Origin of the sequence: Pedobacter changchengzhani (assembly GCF_004354365.1) — a bacterium.
Taxonomy (GTDB): Bacteria; Bacteroidota; Bacteroidia; order Sphingobacteriales; family Sphingobacteriaceae; genus Pedobacter; species Pedobacter changchengzhani.
Genome location: NZ_SJCY01000013.1, coordinates 24,113 through 46,345 on the forward strand (window position 1 = coordinate 24,113; position 22,233 = coordinate 46,345).

Here is a 22,233-nt window from a genome sequence, read left to right on the forward strand (position 1 = left end):
TATTATATTTATTAAACATTTGATATAAGTCCAAATATGCTAAAAATAACGCTTATATCCCTATTGTTATTCTCTAAAATCGCATTTTCTCAGGTTACTGATCATTTTAGTGACGGTAATTTTACGCAAAACCCTGTTTGGCAGGGTGATGTAGGCTATTTTATAATTAATGCACAAAAGCAATTACAATCTAACGGTCAGCAGATTGCATCGCAAAATTTTGCCCTTTCTACTGCAAATGAATATGCTTTAAATGCCCATTGGGAATTTTTTGTTCAATTAAATTTCGATCCGACAACTACCAATTTTGTTAGGATTTATTTAATTTCAGATCAAGCTGATTTAAAAGGAAATTTAAATGGATATTTTATTCAAATTGGAGAAACAGGTTCTACCGATGGCTATAATTTATATCGCCAAAAAGGTACTTCGATTACAAAAATAATAAGCGGTGCTCAAAAAAGCCGACTAACTGCAAATGTTTTATCTGCAAAAATTAGCGTTAATAGAGATGCTGATGGGAAGTGGGAATTGTTTACAGATGTGGCTGGCGGAAGTAATTTTATTTCAGAAGGAACGGTTTTAGATAAAACCTTTATAAGTTCTTCATTTATGGGTGTTTATTGTAAATATGCAACAGCATCGAGATACAATCAATATATTTTCGATGATTTTGTGGTTGATGAATTGGTTGCTGATGTAACGCCACCAACTTTAAAAAGTATTGCTATATTCGATGCTAAGACTATTGATCTAAATTTCTCAGAACCATTGGATCCAACATCAGCTTTGCTTATTAGTAACTATAGTCTTTCAAATGGTTATGGAAATCCTGTATCTGTTTCCGCAACATCAACTTCTAACACTTATCGTTTAAGCTTTACTAATGATTTAGCCACTAGCGATTATACAATAACAGTAAATAATGTAAAGGATAAAAAGGGCAATGAAATACTAAACGATTCTAAACTCAGTTTCTTTTATATAAAGTCGTATTCGCCAAAATACGGAGATTTGGTTATCAACGAAATTTTCGCAAATCCGACCGGAAGTCTTTCGCTACCGCAAAAAGAATTTATTGAAGTTTGGAACACGACAGATGAATATATATTAACGAAAGATTTAAAATATTCAGATCAAACATCTACATACACCTTTACTACGGATACCATAAAACCCAAACAGTTTGTTGTTTTATGTGCAAAAGCAGATACTGCTTTATTTAAAACTTATGGAAAAACGATAGGGTTATCACCTTGGCCAAGCCTTAATAATGATAAAGATATTTTGACGCTAAAAAATGCAAATGGTGAGGTGGTTGATCGAGTTGCTTACTATGACACTTGGTATAAAGATGCGGTAAAAAAGAGCGGCGGTTTTTCGTTAGAATTGATAGATCCTAAGAATGTTTGTACAGGAATACAGAACTGGATAGGCAGTAACGATGCAAGTGGCGGAACACCCGGGAAAATTAATTCTGTTTATCGAGACCAATTAAGTGCAGAAATTCCGAAAATTTTTAATGTTTTAATCATCGATAGTGTAACCATTCAAGTTAATTTTTCAAAACCTGTAGATAGTCTTTCAGCATCATTACCTTCAAATTATTTAATTAATAATGGGGTAGGAGAAGCCAAATCGGCGGTTGTGAGCTCACCATTATTCGTTAGTGTGCTTTTAAAGTTTGCAGAGGTTACAAAGGGTATTCAAAATACATTAACCGTAAAAAATGTAACTGATTGTGCAGGAAACTTAATTGATCCGCTAAATAATACCGCTACACTTTTTATGGCAAAAAAGCCACTGAAGAATGAAATTCTAATCAGCGAAGTATTATTTAATCCGAAAGGCAATGGCGTAGATTTTGTTGAAATTTTTAACAATTCAGACCATGAATTGGATTTGAAGGATTTACAATTGGCAAATGCCGATGTAAGCGGAAACCCTGCGAGTGTTAAGGATATCTCTGCAAATAGCCTGTATATTTTACCTGGCAGTTATTGGGTGCTAAGTACAAACAGTTCAAATGTAAAAGCAAATTATTATGTAGAAAATCCCAATAATTTCGTTCCATTAACCAGCTTTCCGAGTTTTAACAATGATAAAGGTAGCGCTATAATTTTAACCAATAACCAAATTTTAGATAGGTTTAATTATACCGAAAAAATGCATAATGTTTTACTTCAAAATCCTGATGGAGTTTCTTTAGAACGGGTATCTTTTACAAAAGGAAGCAACGAAATCGGCAATTTTAAATCTGCTGCATCTTCGGTAGGTTTTGCCACGCCAACCTATAAAAATTCACAACAATTAATTGGTAATGAAACTTATGTTAAATTAGTTTCTAAAACTTTTTCTCCTGATGGCGATGGTTTTGAGGATTTACTTTATTTGGATTATAAGCTCGAAGAAAACTCAAATTTAGCCACTGTAAATATTTTTACAGATAGGGGAAAGTTGGTTAAGAAACTACTTAAAAACCAAACAATTGCAACGTCTGGGCAATTAATTTGGGATGGTTTAAACGATGCAGGAGGTAGGTGTAGCGTTGGGATTTATGTATTGGTTTTTGAGTCATTTGATTTAAATGGAAACATCAACAAGTTTAAAAATACATTTGTACTGGCCACTAAATTAAATTGATTGTAAAATTAAAACCGGCGGTAATGATCTAAAAAAAAGCTTAATCATTCTTCACTGCTAAAATATATTTAACCATTTTTTTAGCGTCCTCTTTTTTTATCGTTGTATGTGGCGCCATGGGTACAGTGCCCCAAACTCCATTTCCTCCTTTTATAATTTTAGTTGTAAGGTTGTTAATGTTCTTTTCTGTTGGTTTATATTTTTGAGCAATTTCAAGATATGCAGGTCCAATCATTGTTTCCAATTTTGTGTGGCAACTACTACAATCAGATTTATCTATTAATTTTTCGCCAGAAGTTGTTTGTAAAATATCATGAACAAAATTTTTTGCAACAACTTTGTTTTTGATTTCGGAATCTGCATTTTTAAAAGATGCCATTAATAAAACTATTGCAGTTAATAAAAATATCGCCTTTTTCATTTTTTGTTATCTCCTTTTTAATGTTTTTTGATGGAATTTACAGATGTCTATGCCTATAATTTAAACTTTCTCTTTAAGCTTTCGGCATAATTTAAAAACCTAATTAGCAGTCAGAAACTTTCATCAATTAAACCTAAATAAGATGATTATAGTTTTGAAAATTTAACGTTTTTATACTTTTAGCCTCTGCAACAATCAAAATTACAATTTTATTTTTGGAGTAAAAACCACCTCATTTTACAAAAAAATCTATTTTTAGCTCATCAAATATCATTTTATATAAAAGTAAATGCAATTATCATTGATAAAAACGTAAAAAATTAAGGTATGCTTACATTATAAAATATATCAATAGGATTTAAAGCATTTTTCTAACTTTGCTGTTCAGAATAAATTTATGCAGGAAAAAATTATTGTTTTAGGCTCAAATGGTCAAATCGGCACAGAACTGGTTAATGCTTTACGCAAAATAAATGGCGATGACAATGTTATTGCCTGCGATATTAGAAGACCAGATTACGACATCAAAAATTCGGCACCATTTGAATTTGTTAACGTTTTAGAAAAAGACGTTATAAAAGCTGTTTTCGATAAGTATCAACCAACTCAGGTTTATTTGTTGGCTGCATTATTATCCGCCACAGGCGAACAAAACCCTAAATTAGCATGGGATTTGAATATGAACGGCCTATTAAATGTGTTAGATTTAGCTTTAGAATTTAAAACAAAAAAGGTTTATTGGCCAAGTTCTATCGCTGTTTTTGGACCAAGTTCTCCAAAAGATAATACCCCTCAAAATACCATTATGGATCCAAATACCGTTTATGGTATTAGCAAATTAGCTGGCGAAAGATGGTGTGAATATTATCATGAAAAATATGGTTTGGATGTGCGTAGTATTCGCTACCCGGGATTGATCAGTTATAAAGCAGCGCCTGGTGGTGGTACAACCGATTATGCCATACATATTTTTCACGATGCGCTAAAAAAAGGTTGTTACCAAAGCTTTTTAAATGCTGGATCTGAGTTGCCAATGATGTATATGGACGATGCAATTAGGGCAACTATTGAACTTATGGATGCACCTGCTGATAAAATTACGGTTAGAAGCAGTTATAATCTTGCCGGAGTAAGTTTTACGCCAGAGGTTTTAGCAGCGGAAATTAGAAAGCATATTCCTAATTTTGAACTCACTTACGGACCTAATGATCCACGCCAAAAAATTGCTGATAGCTGGCCACATTCTATAAATGATGATTACGCTGCAAAAGATTGGAACTGGAAACCTGAGTTTGATTTAGAAAAACTTACGGTAGATATGTTAGATAATTTAAAGAAATAAGGTTAAAGATAAAAGGTTTAAGGCGTAAGGTTTTGCAATTGTCTAGATATTCAATATGTCAAAAAAATGCTTTGGGTTTAAATAATTAGTTTATAAAAAATAAAACAAAGTTGGAAGTGATTTTTGAGGCATATTGTCTTGATACTTGATACTCAATACTTGATACTAAGAAAAAAATGGGAAGAGCATTCGAATTTAGAAAAGAAAGAAAATTTAAACGTTGGGCAAAAATGGCCGTTCAGTTTACACGTATCGGAAAGGATATTGTAATGGCGGTTAAAGATGCAGGACCTCATCCAGAAACCAACTCTCGTTTACGTACGGCAATGCAAAATGCCAAAGCGGTAAACATGCCGAAAGATAGGGTAGAAGCCGCCATAAAACGTGCTTCGGATAAATCTATGGCCAATTATGAGGAAATTATTTATGAAGGTTATGCGCCTCATGGCGTTGCTATATTAATTGAAACGGCTACCGATAATACCAACCGAACTGTTGCAAATGTGCGCAGTTATTTTAATAAAACAGATGGTTCTTTAGGTAAAACTGGGTCATTAGATTTTATTTTCAACCGTAAATCTATTTTCAGATTCGTACCTGCAGAAAATTTAGATTTAGAAGAATTGGAGTTTGAATTGATCGACGCTGGTTTGGAAGAATTATATGTAGAAGCTGATGAAGAAGGAAACGACATTGCAGTTGCACAAGGAACGTTCGAGAACTTCGGTCCGTTGCAAAAGGCTTTAGAAGAGAAAGGTATTGAACTTAAAAGTTCTAAATTAGAACGTATTGCACTTTCTCATCACGAAGTTAGTGAGGAGCATGTTGCCGATGTTCTAAAATTGATTGATAAGTTGGAAGAGGACGATGATGTGCAAGCCGTTTATCATAATATGGCTGAGTAGTAGCTTATGATTTTTTACAAAAAAGGCTGTCTCATAATCAATTTTGAAGACTTGTTAACAGAATAACATTTCGCAAGGTCGTCATTCCCGTGAAAACGGGAATCTTAAAGCGATAGAAAGGCTATGAAATACCTACTAAAGCATTAGGATGCCCAGTCAAGCTGAGCATGACGAAACCGCCAAATTTAATTCTTATACAATATCCTGGGTTTTTATTTTGAGACAGCCTCTTTTTTTTGTTTTTAAAAGAGTTAGAGTTGAGTTAATTGAAACTTACTACGATTTTATTCTCACTATAAGAGGAAAGGATCTAATCTACATTAGATAATTAAATCAATTAATTTTCCGAGTAAAATTGCGCTTAATGAAAATGTAATAAATCCTAAAATATATGCGGCTAATGCTTTAAGGTAGTTCGTAAATTTTTCTTTACCAAAAAATTGACCAATTGCCCACGCAGCATATAAGAAGCCAATTATACCACCGGCCTGCATCAATTCTATATGAGTAATTACCTGGAAAATAGCGAAAATTGTAAAAAATAACATCCCCATTCCCATTACAAAGCACAACAGAATCAAGATTTCGAAAAAATTATAATTATGTTTTTTAAAAAGAATTTTGATCCAAAGTGCAATAAAAGCACCCATAATTATGTTCGAATAACCATAGTGATCTTGCACCCATTTAAAAATTAAGATGGTAGCAGATTTCTTTACCTCGTCGTATTTTATGTATCCATCCTCTAAATGGAAAAAATGAGTGACAATTGTATAAAGCAGTGAAGTTATAATTATGAAAATAATTGGTTTAACCAAACGGCTTCTATTTTCAAAGAAAAAATTTCTTACACTTTCTCCAGGTTTTGTTAGTAGTCCTAGTATGGTGTAAAGTATTCCTTTTTCAAAATGTAGAACATGCTCAATTTCATGAATAATGTAGTGGCCATCTATGCGCTTAAGTTTTGAAGCGCGCCCACAAGTTGGACAAAATGGTGAGTTTAATTGGTCGTTACAATTTTGGCAACCTGTCATTTATATTGGGTTATTGGCTAATTAGTTAATTATTAAATGGTTTTACTATGTCTTTTGCTGGATTCTATTTTCATTATCTACAAAAATATAACTTTTCCGAAAGCAAAAAATCAAGCGGAAATTTTTAGAAAGCAACCTTCTTTAAAAGTTTACCGAGGTGCTTTCTTCTATCTTTTTATTTACGGTCTGCGGTACTTTAACATAATATCCAGTTCCATCGTAAGGTCGGTTTCGCGGGTGTGTTGTGCAGGCCGTTGAGCAACATCCATTTAAAGCATCTCCGCAATCGTCGCATTGGGTAATGTGCTCATTACATTCTGGATTAGCACAATTTATCATTTTTGGTGTGGTTTTGCCACAATTGTAACAAACTGAAATTACGGTTGGATTAACCGAATTTACATCTACAGCAATGCGGTTATCAAAAACATAACATTTTCCGTCGAAATTTGCGCCACCAGCTTCCTTACCGTATTTTATAATACCTCCGTGCAGTTGGTAAACGTCGTTAAAACCATGATGTAGAAGTAAAGCCGATGCTTTTTCACACTTTATGCCACCTGTGCAATAGGTCATTATCTTCTTATCCTTATATTTTGCAAGTGCATTTATTTGCTCAGGGAAATCCCTAAAATTATCAATATCTAAAGTAATGGCATTTTTAAATTTCCCTAAATTATGCTCGTAATTCGACCGTACATCCAAAACAATCACGTCATCCTGATCCAACATTTCTCTAAACTCAGTTGGTTCTAAGTACTTCCCAGTTTTTTCATTTGGGTTGATAATACTCGTATCTCTTAATCCAGAATGTACAATCTCTGACTTGTATCGACAGTGCATTTTAATAAAGGAAGGTTCTTCGACATCATCGATTTTAAACTCAGTTTTCGTAAACCTTTCATCGGCATGTATGGCTAACATATACGCTTCGCAAGCTTCTGCAGTGCCAGAAACTGTGCCGTTTAGGCCTTCATCAGCCACAATAATGCGCCCAACTAAATTGATTGATTTACAAAATTTAAGGTGTTCATCGGCAAATTTTTCAGCCTCTGCTATGTAACTATAGCAATAATAGAGTAGTGTTTGGTATTTTATCATAAAGCACTTGATACCGCTGCAAACGGCGTTTAAAGCAATGCAAAGATAGCGAAAAAGGTTAAAGCTGAAAGGTTAAAGGTAAATGGTTTTAACTTACGCCTTTAATCCTTATGCCTTCCACCTTTTTACAAACCGTAACTCAACCTAAAGCCTTGCGAAATCTTTTTAGCGCCATCGTAAGCAAAGCCATAACTTGCTCTTAAAATTAACCGCTGAAAACCAAAATAAAATTCTTTATAATTTCTTTTTTCTGGCGATGATAGGTAACCGCCACCAATAAACTCTTCTAACTTTAATTTGCGCAGTAGTGGGACTTTATTGGTGAAAAACCCTGCAAAATTATGCTCTGCATGCGCTTCAAAATATTGCTTATTGGTGCTAAATTGGTAAAATTCTAAATACTGAAATTTTCGAATATTTGGAGGGAATATGGTTGATATGTTACCCGAGAAGTGTTTGTATTCTGGGAAGTAATTAGAATTGCTGTTTAAAAATTTGCCAGCACCAATTAATAAGGTGGAATAGCCAAATAAGCCAAAACCAATTCGTTCTTGAAATAATTCCAATTTTGCAAAATCGTAATCTACATCGCTATTTAAAATATCTTTAAACCCCTTTTTATATAGCACAGTAATTTTTGGATATTTAGACTCTGTATAAAATTTCCCATCGGGCCGTGTAATAAACTTTTGCCCAATAGCGTACATTAAGCTCGCCGTTGTGGTAAACGACGTGTAATTAGGGAACAACGGCGTTTCTTCATTTGGATTAAAAGGATTATTTGAGGTAAACTCACGGTCTTTTACGTCAATTATTTTAAAATTCGAGTGATTTACAAGTGTACTATTCTTATTGTAATCGACACTTAAACTCGCTTGTAAGCCGTTAAGTAATTCTCTAGAAGTGTTTAGATTTACATATTTCTTTTCATAAAATTTTGGGAAATTCCGCTCATATAAAAGAGAGTTTATGGTATTTCCTAAAGGTGTAAGCGAGCCGAAACTATTTAAATCAAATATCCCATTGCCAAATGAAAATCCTACACTTGCGCGTTTAATAGGGTTGTAAGCGTAATTCCCGCTTATTGAACCTGTAAGTTTTTGGTTAGCAAAGCCATACCTAAATTCTGGTCTAATGCTATAATTAACCCTGTTTTCGAAAGCTTTGCGGTAAGTAACACCATATTTAAGTACAAAACCCTCAACTGTGTTGTAAAAAATACCCCTCCATAATGGGTCAAAAGCATAAGATTCTTTGTTAAAACGATCATTTACGGTATAGCCTCTAATTAAAAGTTTGCCTAGACCAAATTTGTTATTTTCTCGCTCTAACGAATCGAGATAAGGTTTCGATTCCTTGCGCTTAGCAATGCTATCTTTACGAATGTAATTTGAACTTTCGTCGATAGTGAGCGGAATAGGACGATTGTTTTTCCAATAAACCGAATCTTTTTTATTTACCAACTCGGTCACTTTTAATATCTCTCCGCTAAAAAAGTTTTTTGGAAATTTTGGATTAAGGTCATAATTACTGTAAACGCCCACGTAATAACCTTGAAACTTAAACCCTAATATACTCCCAGTAAATTGAAAATTAATGTTTGTAGGGACATACATTTGCTTAATTTTTGTAAACTGTTGATTTACGTTTAAGGTATCAACAAAATTTATTCCTGAGTTTTGAGTGAGGTATAAATCGGTGTTGTAAATTCTCCAACTATCATCTAAAATATAAATTATACCCCTAAAAACTGGGTCATTGGCTCTTCTCGGGATAACCTCAATCTTATTTACGGTTTCGCCATTTTCTCTAGTCTCGCCCAAAAATTTATACTGATAATAAAATAGTGCATTGTCTGCTATTGGTGAAATAAATCCCCGAGAACTCAATTTATTTTCGAGCAGGTAATTTTCGTAAAAGTTGATAATTAAATCTGAAGCTTTGTTAAAACTAAAGCCGTTATTTCTGCCTGCAACCTTTGATGAAATCATCTCCTCGTGGATGTTGTTGGGCCTTTTAAAGCTAAATTTACTTTCAGATTCTGATAAATAAATAATACCCTTTCTATTGGTATCCAAATCCAAAACTTTCTGAATATCTCTGCCCATAAACTTTTTTGGCGCACCTTTCAATTTCTGTACACCTTTTATATACACGTCACAGGTGTATGAATTTAATTCGTTCAAATGTTTTTTCCGCTCTTTTATTGCGTTTCTTATAATGGCATAAGCAGGGTCTTCGGCATTTGCGTTAACCGTAACATTATTTAAGTTGTATGCTTCGGCAGTTAGGGCAATGTTTAGTGTTGTATTTTCAACTACATCAATACCGCGCGCTAACTGTTTAAAGCCTACAGCCCTAAAGTTTAATTCGTAACTACCTTTATTTAATTTTAGGGTGTAAAAACCATCAATATTTGCTGATGTGCCCTTTGTTGTATTTTTTAAATAAATAGTTGCAAATGGAACAGGCTTGCCATCAGCATCTTTAATTAATCCGCTCAACACAAATTGCTGGGCATAAGTAAATGAAGCAGTAAAGAGTAAAAGCAGTAAAGCAAAACTTAATTTCATGTAGTTTTTATAATTTTTATTATTCAAGTAAAGTTAACAATACACATTAATGCATTTAAAGTTTGTAAGTTGTTAAAAATAATTTGTTTAAACGTTATGCAATCATATTACCTTACCAATAATTTATTATTCATAAACGTTTAAACCTATTGTGTCTTTTATTAACTTTGGGCTTCTTTAACAAATAACACAAGTTATGTATAAAACACTACAGCCGGTACTTCAAAAAGAATTAGAAGAAATTGAAAATGCAGGTTTATATAAGAAAGAGCGTATTATAGTAACCCCTCAAGGCGCAGATATTAAGGTAGAAGGTGGTGCAGAAGTAGTAAACTTTTGTGCTAATAATTACCTTGGCCTATCTTCTCACCCAAAAGTAATTGAGGCAGCAAAAAAAGCGATAGACGATCACGGTTATGGCATGTCATCAGTTCGGTTTATTTGCGGCACACAAGATGTTCACAAAGAGTTGGAAGCTAAGATTTCTAAATTTTTAGGTACAGAAGATACGATACTTTATGCTGCCGCTTTTGATGCCAATGGAGGTGTGTTCGAACCCTTGTTCAACGCAGAAGATGCAATTATTTCTGATGAGTTGAATCACGCATCGATTATTGATGGCGTTCGTTTGTGTAAAGCACAGCGTTTCCGCTATAAAAATGCGGATATGGAAGATTTAGAAAAGCAGTTAATTGCGGCTAAAGATTGCAGACACCGAATTATTGTAACCGATGGTGCTTTTTCTATGGATGGCTCAGTAGCACCGTTGGATAAAATTGCAGATTTAGCCGATAAATATGAAGCGTTGATCATGATTGATGAATCTCATTGCACAGGCTTTATCGGTAAAACCGGAAGAGGAACGCACGAGCATTTTGATGTAATGGACCGTATTGATATTATTACAGGTACTTTAGGTAAGGCTTTAGGTGGTGCATCTGGAGGATTTACATCAGGAAAAAAAGAAATTGTGGAAATGCTTCGTCAACGTTCTCGCCCATACTTATTCTCAAATACTTTGGCGCCAGCTATTGCAGGTGCTTCTATTGCCGTGTTGGATATGCTTAGCGAAACTACATCGTTAAGAGATAAGCTAGAAAGCAATACAAAGTATTTTCGCGAAAAAATGACTGAAGCGGGGTTTGACATTAAGCCGGGTTTTCATCCAATTGTGCCGGTAATGCTTTATGATGCTAAAATTGCACAAAATTTCGCTGCTAAAATGCTACAAGAGGGGATTTATGTAGTCGGATTTTTCTACCCGGTAGTAGGGCAAGGTAAAGCTCGAATTAGAGTGCAACTTTCGGCAGGGCATGAGCAACATCATTTAGACAAAGCAATTGCAGCGTTTACTAAAGTTGGTAAAGAATTAGGTGTGATTTAATTTAAAAGATAAGATTGAAAAATTTTTAGAAAGCCACTTCATGTGGCTTTTTGTATTTTGAGTCTATTTTCTTCAACCATTGTAATTTAAACTCATTTTTTGATATTAAAAGCTGTAAATTTTCTAAATAAAATGACGTATATTTGAGCCCATGTTACAGGATAAAATAACACAATATACTGAAGAAATTAATGCTTTTGTAACTGAAAAGGCAGATGAATTAGAACAGTTTCGCATAAAATACTTAGGGAGCAAAGGGATAATCAAAGATGTTTTTGATGCGTTTAAATCTGTTTCCATCGAAGAAAAAAAATCTTTAGGAAAGGTTTTAAATGAATTTAAGCAACTTGCAGAAGCAAAATATTTAGCTTTAAAAGATGCTACCGAAACATCAAATCACAAAGCTGAAACCGCTGATCGTGATTTAACTTTGCCGGGAGAAGGATTTGAAATCGGTTCTCGCCATCCTTTGGCATTGGTGCGGAGAGAAATTGTAGAAATTTATGCAAAGTTAGGTTTCACAGTTGCCGAAGGCCCAGAAATTGAGGATGATTGGCATAATTTTTCAGCTTTAAATTTTCCAGAAGAACATCCTGCACGCGATATGCAAGATACTTTTTTTATAAAAAAAGGTGGAGAAAAAGGTGATGTTGCTTTACGAACCCATACCTCATCAGTACAGGTAAGGATGATGGAGCAAGGACAACCTCCTTTTAGAGCAATTATGCCTGGTCGCGTTTACCGCAACGAAGCCATTTCTGCTCGTGCTCATTGCTTTTTTCATCAAATAGAAGGTTTATATGTTGATGAAAATGTTTCTTTTGCAGATTTGAAACAAACTTTATTCTATTTCGTGCAGGAGCTTTACGGTGAAGGCACGAAAGTTCGTTTCAGACCATCGTATTTTCCTTTTACAGAACCATCTGCAGAGATGGATATTTCGTGTACCATTTGTAAAGGAGCAGGTTGCCAACTTTGTAAGTATAGTGGTTGGGTAGAAATTCTTGGTTGTGGTATGGTAGATCCAAATGTTTTGGAAAACTGTGGTATCGATTCTAAAAAATACAGTGGCTTTGCCTTCGGAATGGGTATTGAAAGAATAGCCAATTTAAAATACGAGATTAAAGATTTGCGCTTGTTTTCTGAGAATGATGTCCGTTTTTTAAAGCAGTTTAAGTCTGCACTCATTTAATGATAAAGTATTTTTATACAATTTTATTTTCCTCATTGCTTTTAATAAGCTGCGGTAAAGCCGACAACTACATACCTGATGTGCCTGTTAACTTTACTACGTTATTAACTGATCCACGATTGGCAGGATTAAGTTCTGGAACGCCAATTTTTATTAACGGGTATGGCATAGCTGGTTTAATTTTATATAAATCTGGCGCAAAATATATGGCTTATGATAGATGTAGCACAGTCAATCCCCAAAATAAATGCGCTTTAGTTTTGGATGAAACCAAGAGCATTACAGTTACTGACCCATGCACAGGTGCTAAATTTTTACTTTTAGATGGAAGCCCCGCTAAAGCACCCGCAATCAGAGATTTGAAAGAATACAATGTGTACATTTCTAACAATACCATTTCCGTAACAAACTAATAATGGAAGCCGAAAAAATAAAAGAAACGATTAAAAAAGCTGCTAAAGAACTTTTTAGAAAGTACGGTTACCACAAAACTAGTGTAAACGAAATTGCTAAAAAAGCGCGGATTGCGAAGGCAACTATTTATAAATATTTTGATAGTAAAGAGCAAGTTTTAGATCGTATCCTGATGGATTACCTAGATCAAAATTTGCATGAAATATTAAACAATAAAATTAGTTACGCATCAGAAGAAGAACTTTTAAAAGCGTTAGTAATGAGGACAAGCCGATTATCTTTTACAGCTTGTAACGAATTTATAGGATGGGATTTTGTGCGTGAAAATGCCAACTCTCAAGAATTTTTAAAACATCTTTCCGATCAGTTGGAAGCTTTGCTATTGGCTGCATATCTTCAGCTCGATAATTTCAAAAATAATCCCGCAAGGAGAGAAGGGTTAGCTTTTTTACTAAAAGCAAGTAAAAGCATTGTTTTTTCCTTTGCTTTTACTTCTGTTAGCGACTCTGATGTGCGTAAAAACTTTGTAAGCTTTCAGAAAGAGATTTTACCTTTTTTAGTAAAAGCTGCGCTCTAAAATAAACTTCGTTTCGTGTTTGAATTTATTTAACGCTTACGTTTACGAGTATGAATGTAGTTTTTAACTGCATCTTTCGTTGTAAGCCAGTCTTTCCCTTCTTTGTAGGCATCAATTTTACCTTGCCTAGCTAACAAGCTTACATATTCTTGCCCGTAAGGAATATCCGGCTCCGCTACGATAGCGGATATCGGTTCATAATCATCATAACTTTTACCTGGCATTGCACTAACATATATGTTTAGCGAGCGCTCTAAGGCTTGTAGCATTAACAAACTCATTTTGTAATAACTCCCTTTATTGGCGAGATTTAAAGCGTCGTAATATTTCTTGCGATCGTTTTTAAGAATTATTGCTGGCGGAAAGCCCTTGCGCATTAATAGTAAATTCATCGCCAGCCTAACCGTGCGCCCGTTTCCATCAAAAAAAGGATGAATCCAAACTAATTTATGATGGAAGATGGTTGTTAAAACGATATCATTTAAACCCATTGGATTATTGTTTACAAATGAAATGAGTTCATCTAGTAAATCAGATACCTTATTTGCATTTGGAGGTGTAAAGTTTGCCCCCATAATACGAACGCCGCCATTTCTTAAACGGCCAGCATAATCATCTTCAATACTTCTCAAAACCAAACCATGCAGCGATAGGATATCAATTGCCCTCAAAGTATAGTTATCGTTTACTAACCCGTAAAGATAATCGATGGCTTTTTCATGGTTATAAACTTCGAAATGCTCTCTTAACGATTTTCCTTTTACGGTCATTCCGTCTTGCAAAACCATCTGCGTTTCTTTTAAACTCAGGGTGTTGCCTTCTATACTGTTAGAGTTATAAGTCCATTCAATTGTTAAATCTTGTTTAATCCTGTGTATTGCACTGTTTGGTAATGGCCTAGCTTCATCTAATCGTGCTTTTTTTTCATACAGCCTATCTATTAACGGTTGCAATTCTTCTAAATCGCTTAAATCTAAATTCCACATACACAAATGTACTAATATCGGTTTGTATAAAAAACATTATTAACCGATATTAATAATTTTTACATAAATAAAGGGTTAAACTTTCGTCTTCACTCCTTTAAAATTTAGTTATAAGCTGTTACTCCCACTTGAATACTTTCACTGCGATTGCATAAATGCCAATGCCCCAGATTATTAGAATTAAAACCTGCATCCTTACATCCCATATTCCCGCACCTTCGAAAGCAACTTTACGCATTGCATCATTTAAATAAGTAAGTGGCAAAACCCTACAAATGGGTTGCAACCAGCTTGGAAAAGCCTCAATAGAAAAGAAAGTACCCGATAATAAGAACTGCGGGAGGGTTACAATATTTGAAATTGGAGGCACCATACTCTCGTTTTTTGCAATACCAGAAATAATAAACCCAAAGCCCATAAAAACGATAATGCCCAGTGTGGAGAGTATAAGCATATTGACGACCGTTATTACGCCGTGGACGAGTGTAAATCCAAAAAAGAAATGACCAATTAAAATAATAAATACAGCACCAATTAAGGCAAAACCGATCCTAGCAACACCTTCGCCGATAACGATACTAGACCTTTTAACAGGCGTAGCAAAAAACCGCTTAATAACCAGTGTTTGGCGCAAACTTAAAAAAACAAATGCCGTACCGAAAACCCCTGTACTTAATAACGAAAAGCCCAATTGGCCGGGTAAAATGAAGTCAATGGTTTTGTATTCTCGCCCCGTAACTGTACTTTCTCTTATTTCTGCAACATTTGGTTTTAATGTTTTATCAAAAAATAAATTATTTAGTACCGATTTCAAAATACCACCTTTATCTTTAGAAGCTGATGTGTACACCACATTTACAGAGTAAGCAACTGAAGCTGGCCTTTTCTGAATCTCGATCATAGCATCTACATTTCCCTTTTCTAAGAGCTTGTCGAAATCTGCTTGAGATTTGCCCTTAACCAACCGAATCATACCCGTTTTTTCTAGCATCGGAATGATGGGGTTATTCAAATCAGATTTTGGCGAAATACCTACGTCGATATGCGTACCTCCGCCACCTAAAAAACCAAATACCAAAATAAATATTAGTGGAAAAGCAAGTGTAAAAACTACTGCTGACGGGCTTCTGATGATAGATCTAAAACTGGCTTTTGCAAGTGCTAAAGTTGCTTTTGTGTTGCTGTACACCTTAGCCCGTGAATGGGAACTTACCCCTAAATCCCTGCCTGTCCGACTGACGGGCCCTAAAGTGGACTTTTCCTTTCCATCTCTCAACCCCAATCCCTTAAGGGGCTTTTCATTTTCACTATTCATATTATAATTTCTTTTAAATGTTGCTATTTCCACCTTGCCTTTCGTTCCCCTTTAGGGGGCTAGGGGATTATTCCCGCCATTCTTTCCCCGTCAGATTTATAAAAACATCCTCTAAATTTGCCTTTTTTACTTCTTTTTTGCGTTCGAAACCACTATTTACAAGTTTATCTATTAAATTATCGGGTGTATCTAATGCAATTATTTGCCCACGCTCTACAAAAGCCACACGATCGCAAAGCTGTTCGGCCTCGTCCATGTAATGCGTTGTAATTACCACTGTGGTTCCATTATTTCTAATTTGGATAATTAAATCCCATAAATTTCTTCGCGCTTGAGGATCCAAGCCTGTAGTGGGTTCATCTAAAAAAATAATTTTGGGCTCGTTAATTAGCGTAGTCGCAATAGAAAATCGTTGTTTTTGGCCACCCGAAAGTGCTTTGTATTTGGATTTTGCTTTATCTTGAAGGTTTACCTTAGCCAACATCTCCATTGGTTTAATATTTGCACCGTACAAGCCTGCGAAAAGTTCAATTAGTTCAATCAAATTTAAGTTAGGATAATAACCTGCAGCTTGTAATTGGACGCCAATAATCTGTTTTATTTGGTGGGCTTGCTTATCAACAGAATAACCATCAACAATAATTTCTCCTGATGTTTTCTCTCTTAAAGTTTCTATAATTTCGAGCGTGGTGGTTTTACCAGCACCGTTTGGACCAAGTAATCCAAAAATTTCGTTTTCATAAACATCAAAGCTCAAGCCTTGTACAGCAATAATGTCATCATATTTTTTAACTAAATTTTTTACGGTGATGATGGGCTTTTTCGTATCCATAATTGCAAATGTAAAAAGGTTTGATGAATTGAGAATGAATTTTAATCTAAATAAATTAAAATTACAATCGTTTTGTGCTCTTGAAGTTGCGCTAAATTAAAAAATGCGAATCTTTAGGATTTGTTCTCCAAAAATTCGCATTATATTATACTGAGTGCTTTAGTTTTTCAGCTTGTCGCTTATTTACCAAACTAAATCTCCGTTAATTACATCGACAAAATCGTCAAACAAATAACGAGAATCGTGTGGGCCAGGTGATGATTCTGGGTGATATTGTACCGAAAAAGCTTTTTTGCCCTTAACTCGAATACCTTCGATTGATTTATCGTTTAAATTAACGTGCGTAATTTCTACCTTGTCAGATTTTCTAACTTCCTCAGGAATTACCCCAAAACCATGATTTTGGGAAGTAACTTCGCAACTATCTTTTATAATATTTTTTACAGGATGGTTTAAGCCACGGTGGCCATTAAACATTTTCATGGTGCCAATTCCGTTTGCTTCTGCTAATAACTGATGGCCCAAACAAATGCCAAACATTGGTTTATCAGCAGCCAAAATATCTTTAATAGTTTCTACAGCATACGGCATTACCGATGGATCACCAGGGCCGTTTGAAATGAAATATCCATTAGGATTGAATTTTTCCATTTCGGCAAATGTTGTTTTTGCCGGGAAAACCTGAACATAAATATCGCGTTTTTCGAAATTGCGTAAAATGTTTTTCTTAATCCCTAAATCTAATGCAGCAACTTTTAACGTGGCATTTGGATTACCGAAAAAATAAGGTTCTTTAGTACTTACTTTAGACGAAAGTTCTAGCCCTTCCATAGAAGGCACTTCATCCAGTTTTTTCTTAAGTTCTGCTAAATCAGTTATTTCAGAAGAAATAATAGCATTCATTGCACCTTTATCTCTAATATGACGCACTAATGCACGTGTGTCGATATCAGAAATGGCAACCAAATTATCATTTTGGAAATAATCTTGAATCGACTCTTTGGCCTCTTTTCTACTGTAAGCAATGTTGTAATTTTTACAAACTAAACCAGCAATTTTTATTGCTCCAGATTCAACTTCATCATGATGAATGCCATAATTCCCGATATGAGAATTGGTGGCAACCATAATTTGGCCGAAATAGCTAGGGTCGGTAAATATTTCTTGGTAACCTGTCATCCCGGTATTAAAACAAATTTCGCCAGTTGTAGTTCCAATTTTTCCGGCCGCTTTGCCATAAAAAACTGTGCCATCGGCCAGTAATAAAATCGCAGGTAACTTGGTGTAGTTAGTCATGTTATTTACAATATGTATGTTTATGTTTAAAAAAAGAGTTAAAAAAAGAGATTTTTTCAGCCGTTAAGCTGTTTTTGCGGGGGGCAAAAAAAGATGAATATATCTCTTGCATTTCGGGATACGAAGATAGGGTTTAGGATTGAAAATCTAAAAATAAATCTGAAAATATATGTGAGTTTTCGTTTATTGTTTCTCGTTGTCCCGCTGTTATTTTTAGGTTAGTTGTTTAGTGGTCTCTTAGCTTTGGTCTTTAGTCTTTCAGCTTTCACATTTAATTTAAAGAAAAAACTCTATTTTTGAAGCACTAAATTAAAATAAATGTCGGTACATAAGGAAATAAAGAGAGTAACCACGCATATTTTGCAAGAAATGAAGCAACGTGGCGAAAAAATATCAATGCTTACGGCTTACGATTACTCTATGGCGACAATTTTGGATGATGCCGGTTTGGATGTTTTGCTTGTAGGCGATTCTGCATCAAATGTTATGGCCGGCCATGAAACTACTTTGCCAATCACTTTAGATCAAATGATTTATCATGCTTCATCTGTAATTAGAGCGGTAAAACGCGCTTTTGTGGTTGTCGATTTACCTTTCGGCTCTTATCAAGGTAACTCAAAAGAAGCTTTAAATTCTGCCATTAGAATTATGAAAGAATCTGGCGCCCATGGTGTTAAATTAGAAGGTGGTACTGAAATTATTGAATCGGTACAACGTATTATTACAGCAGGTATTCCGGTAATGGGCCATTTAGGCTTAACGCCACAATCTATTTATAAATTTGGAACCTACACTGTTCGTGCGAAAGAAGAAGAAGAAGCTAATAAATTAAAAACCGATGTTTTAGCTTTACAGGCTGCAGGCTGTTTTGCAGTAGTATTGGAAAAAATTCCCGCCTCATTAGGTAAAGAAGTTTCTGAAAGTTTACTTATCCCTACCATTGGGATTGGAGCGGGGCAAAATTGCGACGGACAGGTTTTAGTAGTTAATGATATGATTGGTTTAACAAAAGGCTTTCGGCCGAGGTTTTTACGCCAATACATCAATTTATACGATGAAATATTAAATGCTGCACAATCATACATTCGAGATGTGAAAGCAAACGATTTCCCTAACGAAAAAGAACAGTATTAAGCCCCGGTTTGCTTCGCTAAAACTTGTAACTCATAACCCACTTCATGCCAATTACCGATAAAGACATTCTTTTTGAAGACAATCATCTCATTGCCGTATGCAAGCACGCAGGTGATATTGTACAAGTTGATGAAACTGGCGACGAGCCTTTGGATGAAAAAGTAAAGAAATATATCGCAGCAAAGTACAACAAACCAAATGGTGCATTTTTGGGTGTAGTACATCGTTTGGATCGGCCAGTTAGCGGGGTAATTATTTTTGCTAAAACCAGTAAGGCTTTAGAACGGATGAATGCGATTTTTAAAAATAGGGAGGTAAAAAAAACTTATTGGGCAGTAGTGAGAAATAAACCCGAGCAAGAAGCTGGAACTTTAGTGCATTGGTTAATTAAAAACACTCAAAAGAACGTAGTTAGCTATTACAAAGCCGAAGTTCAAGGCGCTCAACGGGCAGAATTATCGTATAAATTATTAGGCAAGGTTGGCGATTTTTATTTGCTAGAAGTAAATCCATTAACCGGACGCTCGCATCAAATCCGTGTTCAATTATCATCGATGGGCTGTCCTATTGTTGGTGATAATAAATATGGCTACCCTCGCGGAAGCAGAAAAGGCAGTATTTGTTTGCATGCAAGACGTTTGCAATTTTTTCATCCCATAAAAAAAGAACCGGTAAACATTTTTGCAAAATTACCAATTGATGGTTTTTGGGAACGTTTTGAAAATATTTAATCCAACAATTTGTTAACCGCTTACCTCATTTTCGGTTTTAAAAGTTAAGGTGATTGTAGTTCCTTCATCTTCTTTGGATTTTATTTCGAGACCAATTTTATGAAAATTAGCAATACTCTGCACTATAGCTAAGCCTAAACCAAATCCCTGTTCTTCAGTTGTGCCTCTTTGGAAACGATCAAATACATTCTCGAGCAAAGCGTTGTTCATGCCCACGCCCGTATCTGAGATATTTATGAGATAGTTATCTTGTTTAAAGGTGTCAGAAATGGTAATATTTCCGCCTAAATTGTTGTACTTAATGGCGTTGTTTATAATATTTAAAAGTAGTGTATGAATTAATGCTTGATTACCCTTAAAGTTAAAACTATGCTTTATTTCTAAACGATAACTGATGTTTTTATCCACAATTCTATCTTCTAAATCCTCAGAAATATCAATCAACTCTTGCTTCAAATTAACGTTTTCTGATTTCAAATATTGATCATTCTCTACTTTAGAGATTAATAGTAAGCTGTTTATGATCGTTTTGAGACGATTAACAGTTTTTAACGACGCAAAAATTTTATTTTCGTGCTCCGCAGGAATTTCCGGCGTGTTTAACATATTTTCTAACCGGGTGCTTAAAATCGAAACCGGCGTTAAAAGTTCATGAGAAACATTAGCAATAAATTGCTTTTCGAGCGCAAAGAGTGTGTTTATCTTACGCATCATGGCATTCACACTTTCATCTAAAATTTTAAAATCATCTGTATTGGTGGGTATATTTGCGTAGTTGTAAAGCGTGGGGTCATTTACTTTATTTATTTTTTTATCAATGATGAGGTAAAAAGGTTTTAACAAGAAATTTGTAAAGGTATAATCTGCCAGTAAGGTTATTAACAGCGAAGCCACAAGCACAATAAGCATGTAATTCCTTATCGTATTTTTTATTGATTGTAAGTTGGTAATGGTTTCGCCTAACTCGAGTTTATACCAGTTGTTGTGATAAACAAACTTATACTCTAAAATACGGTAAAATTCAATATCGCCTTCAATCTCTCGCTTATCGGTGCTTAGTGTGGTTAACGAATCGGAAGGGTTATCGGGAATATCAGTTAAGATGATAAACTCTTCTTTAAGAATATTGTAGTCGGTAAAAGACTGTTCTTTATTTAACAGGCTGTCGATTTCATTATCGTTAAGATGCTGGATTATTTTATTCTTTTTCTTAAAAAGCCTGTTATCTAACTGGTTGTAAGCAAGTTTATCTAACGATATTAATATAATTGAACCCAGTACAAGAATAACAGCGATTTTTGTAACGGCATTATATAACGAAAATTTAACCTGTAACCTCATTTATCGAAGATGATATTTTTCCAACTTTGTAATCTGTGTACTTTAGATTTTTCACTCCTAATATTTATTTCCAAAAGCCCAAACGCGCTTTGAATAACATATTGGCTTTTTTATAGTGCTCATCTTTGTTCTTTAATCCGCGCCTGTCAGGCATGCTGTTCTTTTCTCTCTTTTTCTAGCTAGCAATTAATCCTATATCCAATGCTTCTCACGGTTTCAAACCAATCAATCGGGTTTGAAGTTGTTAATTTTTTACGAAGATTTTTAACATGCACATCCACAAAGTTCGAATCAGAATTTACTTCCAAAATATCGCCCCAAACATGTTCAGTTAAACTCATTCTAGAAACAACTCTATTTTTGTTTAGTACTAAATAGTAAAAAATCTCGAATTCTTTCTTTGTTAAGTTTAAACGCTCACTTTCAAACTCTACTGTTCTATTTTGTATATTAAGTAAAAAGCCGTGAACGTTAACTTCGTTTTTTTCTAATTTATGTTTTCTCCTGATGATTGCATGCATACGCGCCAACAGTTCGTTAAGAGAAAATGGTTTGGGTAAATAATCGTCGGCGCCACCGTCCAAGCCTTTTATCCGGTCATCTACAGCACTTCTTGCCGTTAAAATAATAACCGAATCGTCTCTGTCTTTTAAACTTTTTAACTGTTTTAAAACATCAAACCCATCACCGTCTGGTAATCCTAAATCAAGCAAAATGAAATCGTAATTATTTACGAAAATTTTTTCTTCAGCAGATGCTTTTTTCCAAGCGTGTTCTACAATAAAGCCTTCTTTGCTCAAAAATTCATCCATTTCGAGGGCGAGACTTTTTTCATCTTCAACTATGAGTACGTTCATTTTTTTGGTTTGATATGGTAGTTAGTATAGAGTAGTTAGTATCAAGACCAATTGCAAAAACATTCGGTGTTAAATAGTTCTTTTAGTTTTAGTCTTTGGACTTTTCGCTTTCTGATTTGGACTTTTCGCTTTCTGCTTTGGTCTTTAGTCTTTCC

General features: G+C 34.7%; 19 protein-coding genes. 9 read left to right on the forward strand and 10 right to left on the reverse strand.

The window, feature by feature from the left end:
• The first annotated feature begins 36 nt into the window (after positions 1-36).
• Positions 37-2,643: a lamin tail domain-containing protein gene (locus tag EZJ43_RS15190; RefSeq protein WP_133263568.1), complete on the forward strand. Its 2,607-nt coding sequence runs from the start codon at positions 37-39 to the stop codon at positions 2,641-2,643.
• A 40-nt stretch (positions 2,644-2,683) separates the two neighbouring features.
• Here EZJ43_RS15190 and EZJ43_RS15195 read toward each other — a convergent pair whose 3' ends face one another.
• On the reverse strand, positions 2,684-3,064 hold the full coding sequence (locus tag EZJ43_RS15195) for a c-type cytochrome (protein WP_133263569.1): 381 nt from the start codon (positions 3,062-3,064) through the stop codon (positions 2,684-2,686).
• Between the two features lie 397 nt (positions 3,065-3,461).
• On the opposite strand from EZJ43_RS15195, the gene EZJ43_RS15200 reads away from it, so the two are divergent.
• Complete coding sequence (locus tag EZJ43_RS15200) at positions 3,462-4,406, forward strand: NAD-dependent epimerase/dehydratase family protein (protein ID WP_133263570.1); 945 nt, start codon at positions 3,462-3,464, stop codon at positions 4,404-4,406.
• 176 nt (positions 4,407-4,582) lie between these two features.
• The gene (locus tag EZJ43_RS15205) at positions 4,583-5,311 is read left to right on the forward strand and encodes a YebC/PmpR family DNA-binding transcriptional regulator (protein ID WP_133263571.1); all 729 of its coding nucleotides are present in this window, start codon (positions 4,583-4,585) and stop codon (positions 5,309-5,311) included.
• Between the two features lie 320 nt (positions 5,312-5,631).
• Here EZJ43_RS15205 and EZJ43_RS15210 read toward each other — a convergent pair whose 3' ends face one another.
• From EZJ43_RS15210 to EZJ43_RS15220, 3 genes are all read right to left on the reverse strand, one after another.
• A complete protein-coding gene (locus EZJ43_RS15210; RefSeq protein ID WP_133263572.1) occupies positions 5,632-6,345 on the reverse strand; it encodes a DUF3667 domain-containing protein in 714 nt (237 codons plus the stop codon).
• A 141-nt stretch (positions 6,346-6,486) separates the two neighbouring features.
• A complete protein-coding gene (trhO, locus tag EZJ43_RS15215) occupies positions 6,487-7,446 on the reverse strand; it encodes an oxygen-dependent tRNA uridine(34) hydroxylase TrhO (protein ID WP_133263573.1) in 960 nt (319 codons plus the stop codon).
• A gap of 125 nt (positions 7,447-7,571) precedes the next feature.
• Positions 7,572-10,019 carry a DUF5686 and carboxypeptidase regulatory-like domain-containing protein gene (locus EZJ43_RS15220; RefSeq protein ID WP_133263574.1) on the reverse strand — a complete coding sequence of 816 codons (2,448 nt, stop codon included), beginning with the start codon at positions 10,017-10,019 and terminating at the stop codon, positions 7,572-7,574.
• A 196-nt stretch (positions 10,020-10,215) separates the two neighbouring features.
• Here EZJ43_RS15220 and kbl point away from each other — a divergent pair, with 196 nt between their 5' ends.
• The 4 genes from kbl to EZJ43_RS15240 all read left to right on the forward strand — a co-directional run bounded on the left by kbl (position 10,216) and on the right by EZJ43_RS15240 (position 13,586).
• Entirely contained in the window at positions 10,216-11,403 is a 1,188-nt protein-coding gene (gene kbl, locus EZJ43_RS15225; protein ID WP_133263575.1) for a glycine C-acetyltransferase, read from the forward strand.
• 151 nt (positions 11,404-11,554) lie between these two features.
• Complete coding sequence (pheS, locus tag EZJ43_RS15230) at positions 11,555-12,595, forward strand: phenylalanine--tRNA ligase subunit alpha (protein WP_133263576.1); 1,041 nt, start codon at positions 11,555-11,557, stop codon at positions 12,593-12,595.
• Complete coding sequence (locus tag EZJ43_RS15235) at positions 12,595-13,008, forward strand: Rieske (2Fe-2S) protein (RefSeq protein WP_133263577.1); 414 nt, start codon at positions 12,595-12,597, stop codon at positions 13,006-13,008. The genes pheS and EZJ43_RS15235 overlap by 1 nt, the downstream gene beginning before the upstream one ends.
• 2 nt (positions 13,009-13,010) lie before the next feature.
• Positions 13,011-13,586, forward strand: a complete 576-nt coding sequence (locus EZJ43_RS15240; RefSeq protein ID WP_133263578.1) for a TetR/AcrR family transcriptional regulator — start codon at positions 13,011-13,013, stop codon at positions 13,584-13,586.
• Positions 13,587-13,615: 29 nt separating this feature from the next.
• On the opposite strand, the gene EZJ43_RS15245 is transcribed toward EZJ43_RS15240, so the two are convergent.
• From EZJ43_RS15245 to carA, 4 genes are all read right to left on the reverse strand, one after another.
• Positions 13,616-14,572 (reverse strand): Fic family protein, encoded by a 957-nt coding sequence (locus tag EZJ43_RS15245; RefSeq protein ID WP_133263579.1) that lies wholly within the window; start codon positions 14,570-14,572, stop codon positions 13,616-13,618.
• A 118-nt stretch (positions 14,573-14,690) separates the two neighbouring features.
• Complete coding sequence (locus EZJ43_RS15250; RefSeq protein ID WP_133263580.1) at positions 14,691-15,887, reverse strand: ABC transporter permease; 1,197 nt, start codon at positions 15,885-15,887, stop codon at positions 14,691-14,693.
• Positions 15,888-15,954: 67 nt separating this feature from the next.
• A complete protein-coding gene (locus EZJ43_RS15255; protein ID WP_133263581.1) occupies positions 15,955-16,719 on the reverse strand; it encodes an ABC transporter ATP-binding protein in 765 nt (254 codons plus the stop codon).
• Between the two features lie 183 nt (positions 16,720-16,902).
• On the reverse strand, positions 16,903-18,015 hold the full coding sequence (carA, locus tag EZJ43_RS15260; RefSeq protein WP_133263582.1) for a glutamine-hydrolyzing carbamoyl-phosphate synthase small subunit: 1,113 nt from the start codon (positions 18,013-18,015) through the stop codon (positions 16,903-16,905).
• Positions 18,016-18,333: 318 nt separating this feature from the next.
• Here carA and panB point away from each other — a divergent pair, with 318 nt between their 5' ends.
• Positions 18,334-19,149 (forward strand): 3-methyl-2-oxobutanoate hydroxymethyltransferase, encoded by an 816-nt coding sequence (gene panB / locus EZJ43_RS15265; RefSeq protein ID WP_133263583.1) that lies wholly within the window; start codon positions 18,334-18,336, stop codon positions 19,147-19,149.
• Positions 19,150-19,193: 44 nt separating this feature from the next.
• Positions 19,194-19,880 carry an RluA family pseudouridine synthase gene (locus tag EZJ43_RS15270; RefSeq protein WP_133263584.1) on the forward strand — a complete coding sequence of 229 codons (687 nt, stop codon included), beginning with the start codon at positions 19,194-19,196 and terminating at the stop codon, positions 19,878-19,880.
• Between the two features lie 12 nt (positions 19,881-19,892).
• On the opposite strand, the gene EZJ43_RS15275 is transcribed toward EZJ43_RS15270, so the two are convergent.
• Together EZJ43_RS15275 and EZJ43_RS15280 are read right to left on the reverse strand one after the other, a co-directional pair.
• Positions 19,893-21,221, reverse strand: coding sequence for a sensor histidine kinase (locus EZJ43_RS15275; protein WP_133263585.1), 1,329 nt, complete (start codon positions 21,219-21,221; stop codon positions 19,893-19,895).
• Between the two features lie 179 nt (positions 21,222-21,400).
• Complete coding sequence (locus tag EZJ43_RS15280; protein WP_133263586.1) at positions 21,401-22,078, reverse strand: response regulator transcription factor; 678 nt, start codon at positions 22,076-22,078, stop codon at positions 21,401-21,403.
• Positions 22,079-22,233 lie beyond the last annotated feature (155 nt).

Excerpts from the sequence above, each read along its gene's own strand:
- panB (WP_133263583.1), top strand. The coding sequence starts at position 18,334 with ATGTCGGTACATAAGGAAATAAAGAGAGTAACCACGCATATTTTGCAA.
- trhO (WP_133263573.1), bottom strand. The coding sequence starts at position 7,446 with ATGATAAAATACCAAACACTACTCTATTATTGCTATAGTTACATAGCA.
- EZJ43_RS15255 (WP_133263581.1), bottom strand. The coding sequence starts at position 16,719 with ATGGATACGAAAAAGCCCATCATCACCGTAAAAAATTTAGTTAAAAAA.
- EZJ43_RS15250 (WP_133263580.1), bottom strand. The coding sequence starts at position 15,887 with ATGAATAGTGAAAATGAAAAGCCCCTTAAGGGATTGGGGTTGAGAGAT.
- EZJ43_RS15275 (WP_133263585.1), bottom strand. The coding sequence starts at position 21,221 with ATGAGGTTACAGGTTAAATTTTCGTTATATAATGCCGTTACAAAAATC.
- EZJ43_RS15245 (WP_133263579.1), bottom strand. The coding sequence starts at position 14,572 with ATGTGGAATTTAGATTTAAGCGATTTAGAAGAATTGCAACCGTTAATA.
- EZJ43_RS15280 (WP_133263586.1), bottom strand. The coding sequence starts at position 22,078 with ATGAACGTACTCATAGTTGAAGATGAAAAAAGTCTCGCCCTCGAAATG.
- kbl (WP_133263575.1), top strand. The coding sequence starts at position 10,216 with ATGTATAAAACACTACAGCCGGTACTTCAAAAAGAATTAGAAGAAATT.
- EZJ43_RS15240 (WP_133263578.1), top strand. The coding sequence starts at position 13,011 with ATGGAAGCCGAAAAAATAAAAGAAACGATTAAAAAAGCTGCTAAAGAA.
- EZJ43_RS15210 (WP_133263572.1), bottom strand. The coding sequence starts at position 6,345 with ATGACAGGTTGCCAAAATTGTAACGACCAATTAAACTCACCATTTTGT.
- EZJ43_RS15205 (WP_133263571.1), top strand. The coding sequence starts at position 4,583 with ATGGGAAGAGCATTCGAATTTAGAAAAGAAAGAAAATTTAAACGTTGG.
- EZJ43_RS15195 (WP_133263569.1), bottom strand. The coding sequence starts at position 3,064 with ATGAAAAAGGCGATATTTTTATTAACTGCAATAGTTTTATTAATGGCA.
- EZJ43_RS15235 (WP_133263577.1), top strand. The coding sequence starts at position 12,595 with ATGATAAAGTATTTTTATACAATTTTATTTTCCTCATTGCTTTTAATA.
- EZJ43_RS15190 (WP_133263568.1), top strand. The coding sequence starts at position 37 with ATGCTAAAAATAACGCTTATATCCCTATTGTTATTCTCTAAAATCGCA.
- carA (WP_133263582.1), bottom strand. The coding sequence starts at position 18,015 with ATGACTAACTACACCAAGTTACCTGCGATTTTATTACTGGCCGATGGC.
- EZJ43_RS15220 (WP_133263574.1), bottom strand. The coding sequence starts at position 10,019 with ATGAAATTAAGTTTTGCTTTACTGCTTTTACTCTTTACTGCTTCATTT.
- EZJ43_RS15270 (WP_133263584.1), top strand. The coding sequence starts at position 19,194 with ATGCCAATTACCGATAAAGACATTCTTTTTGAAGACAATCATCTCATT.
- pheS (WP_133263576.1), top strand. The coding sequence starts at position 11,555 with ATGTTACAGGATAAAATAACACAATATACTGAAGAAATTAATGCTTTT.
- EZJ43_RS15200 (WP_133263570.1), top strand. The coding sequence starts at position 3,462 with ATGCAGGAAAAAATTATTGTTTTAGGCTCAAATGGTCAAATCGGCACA.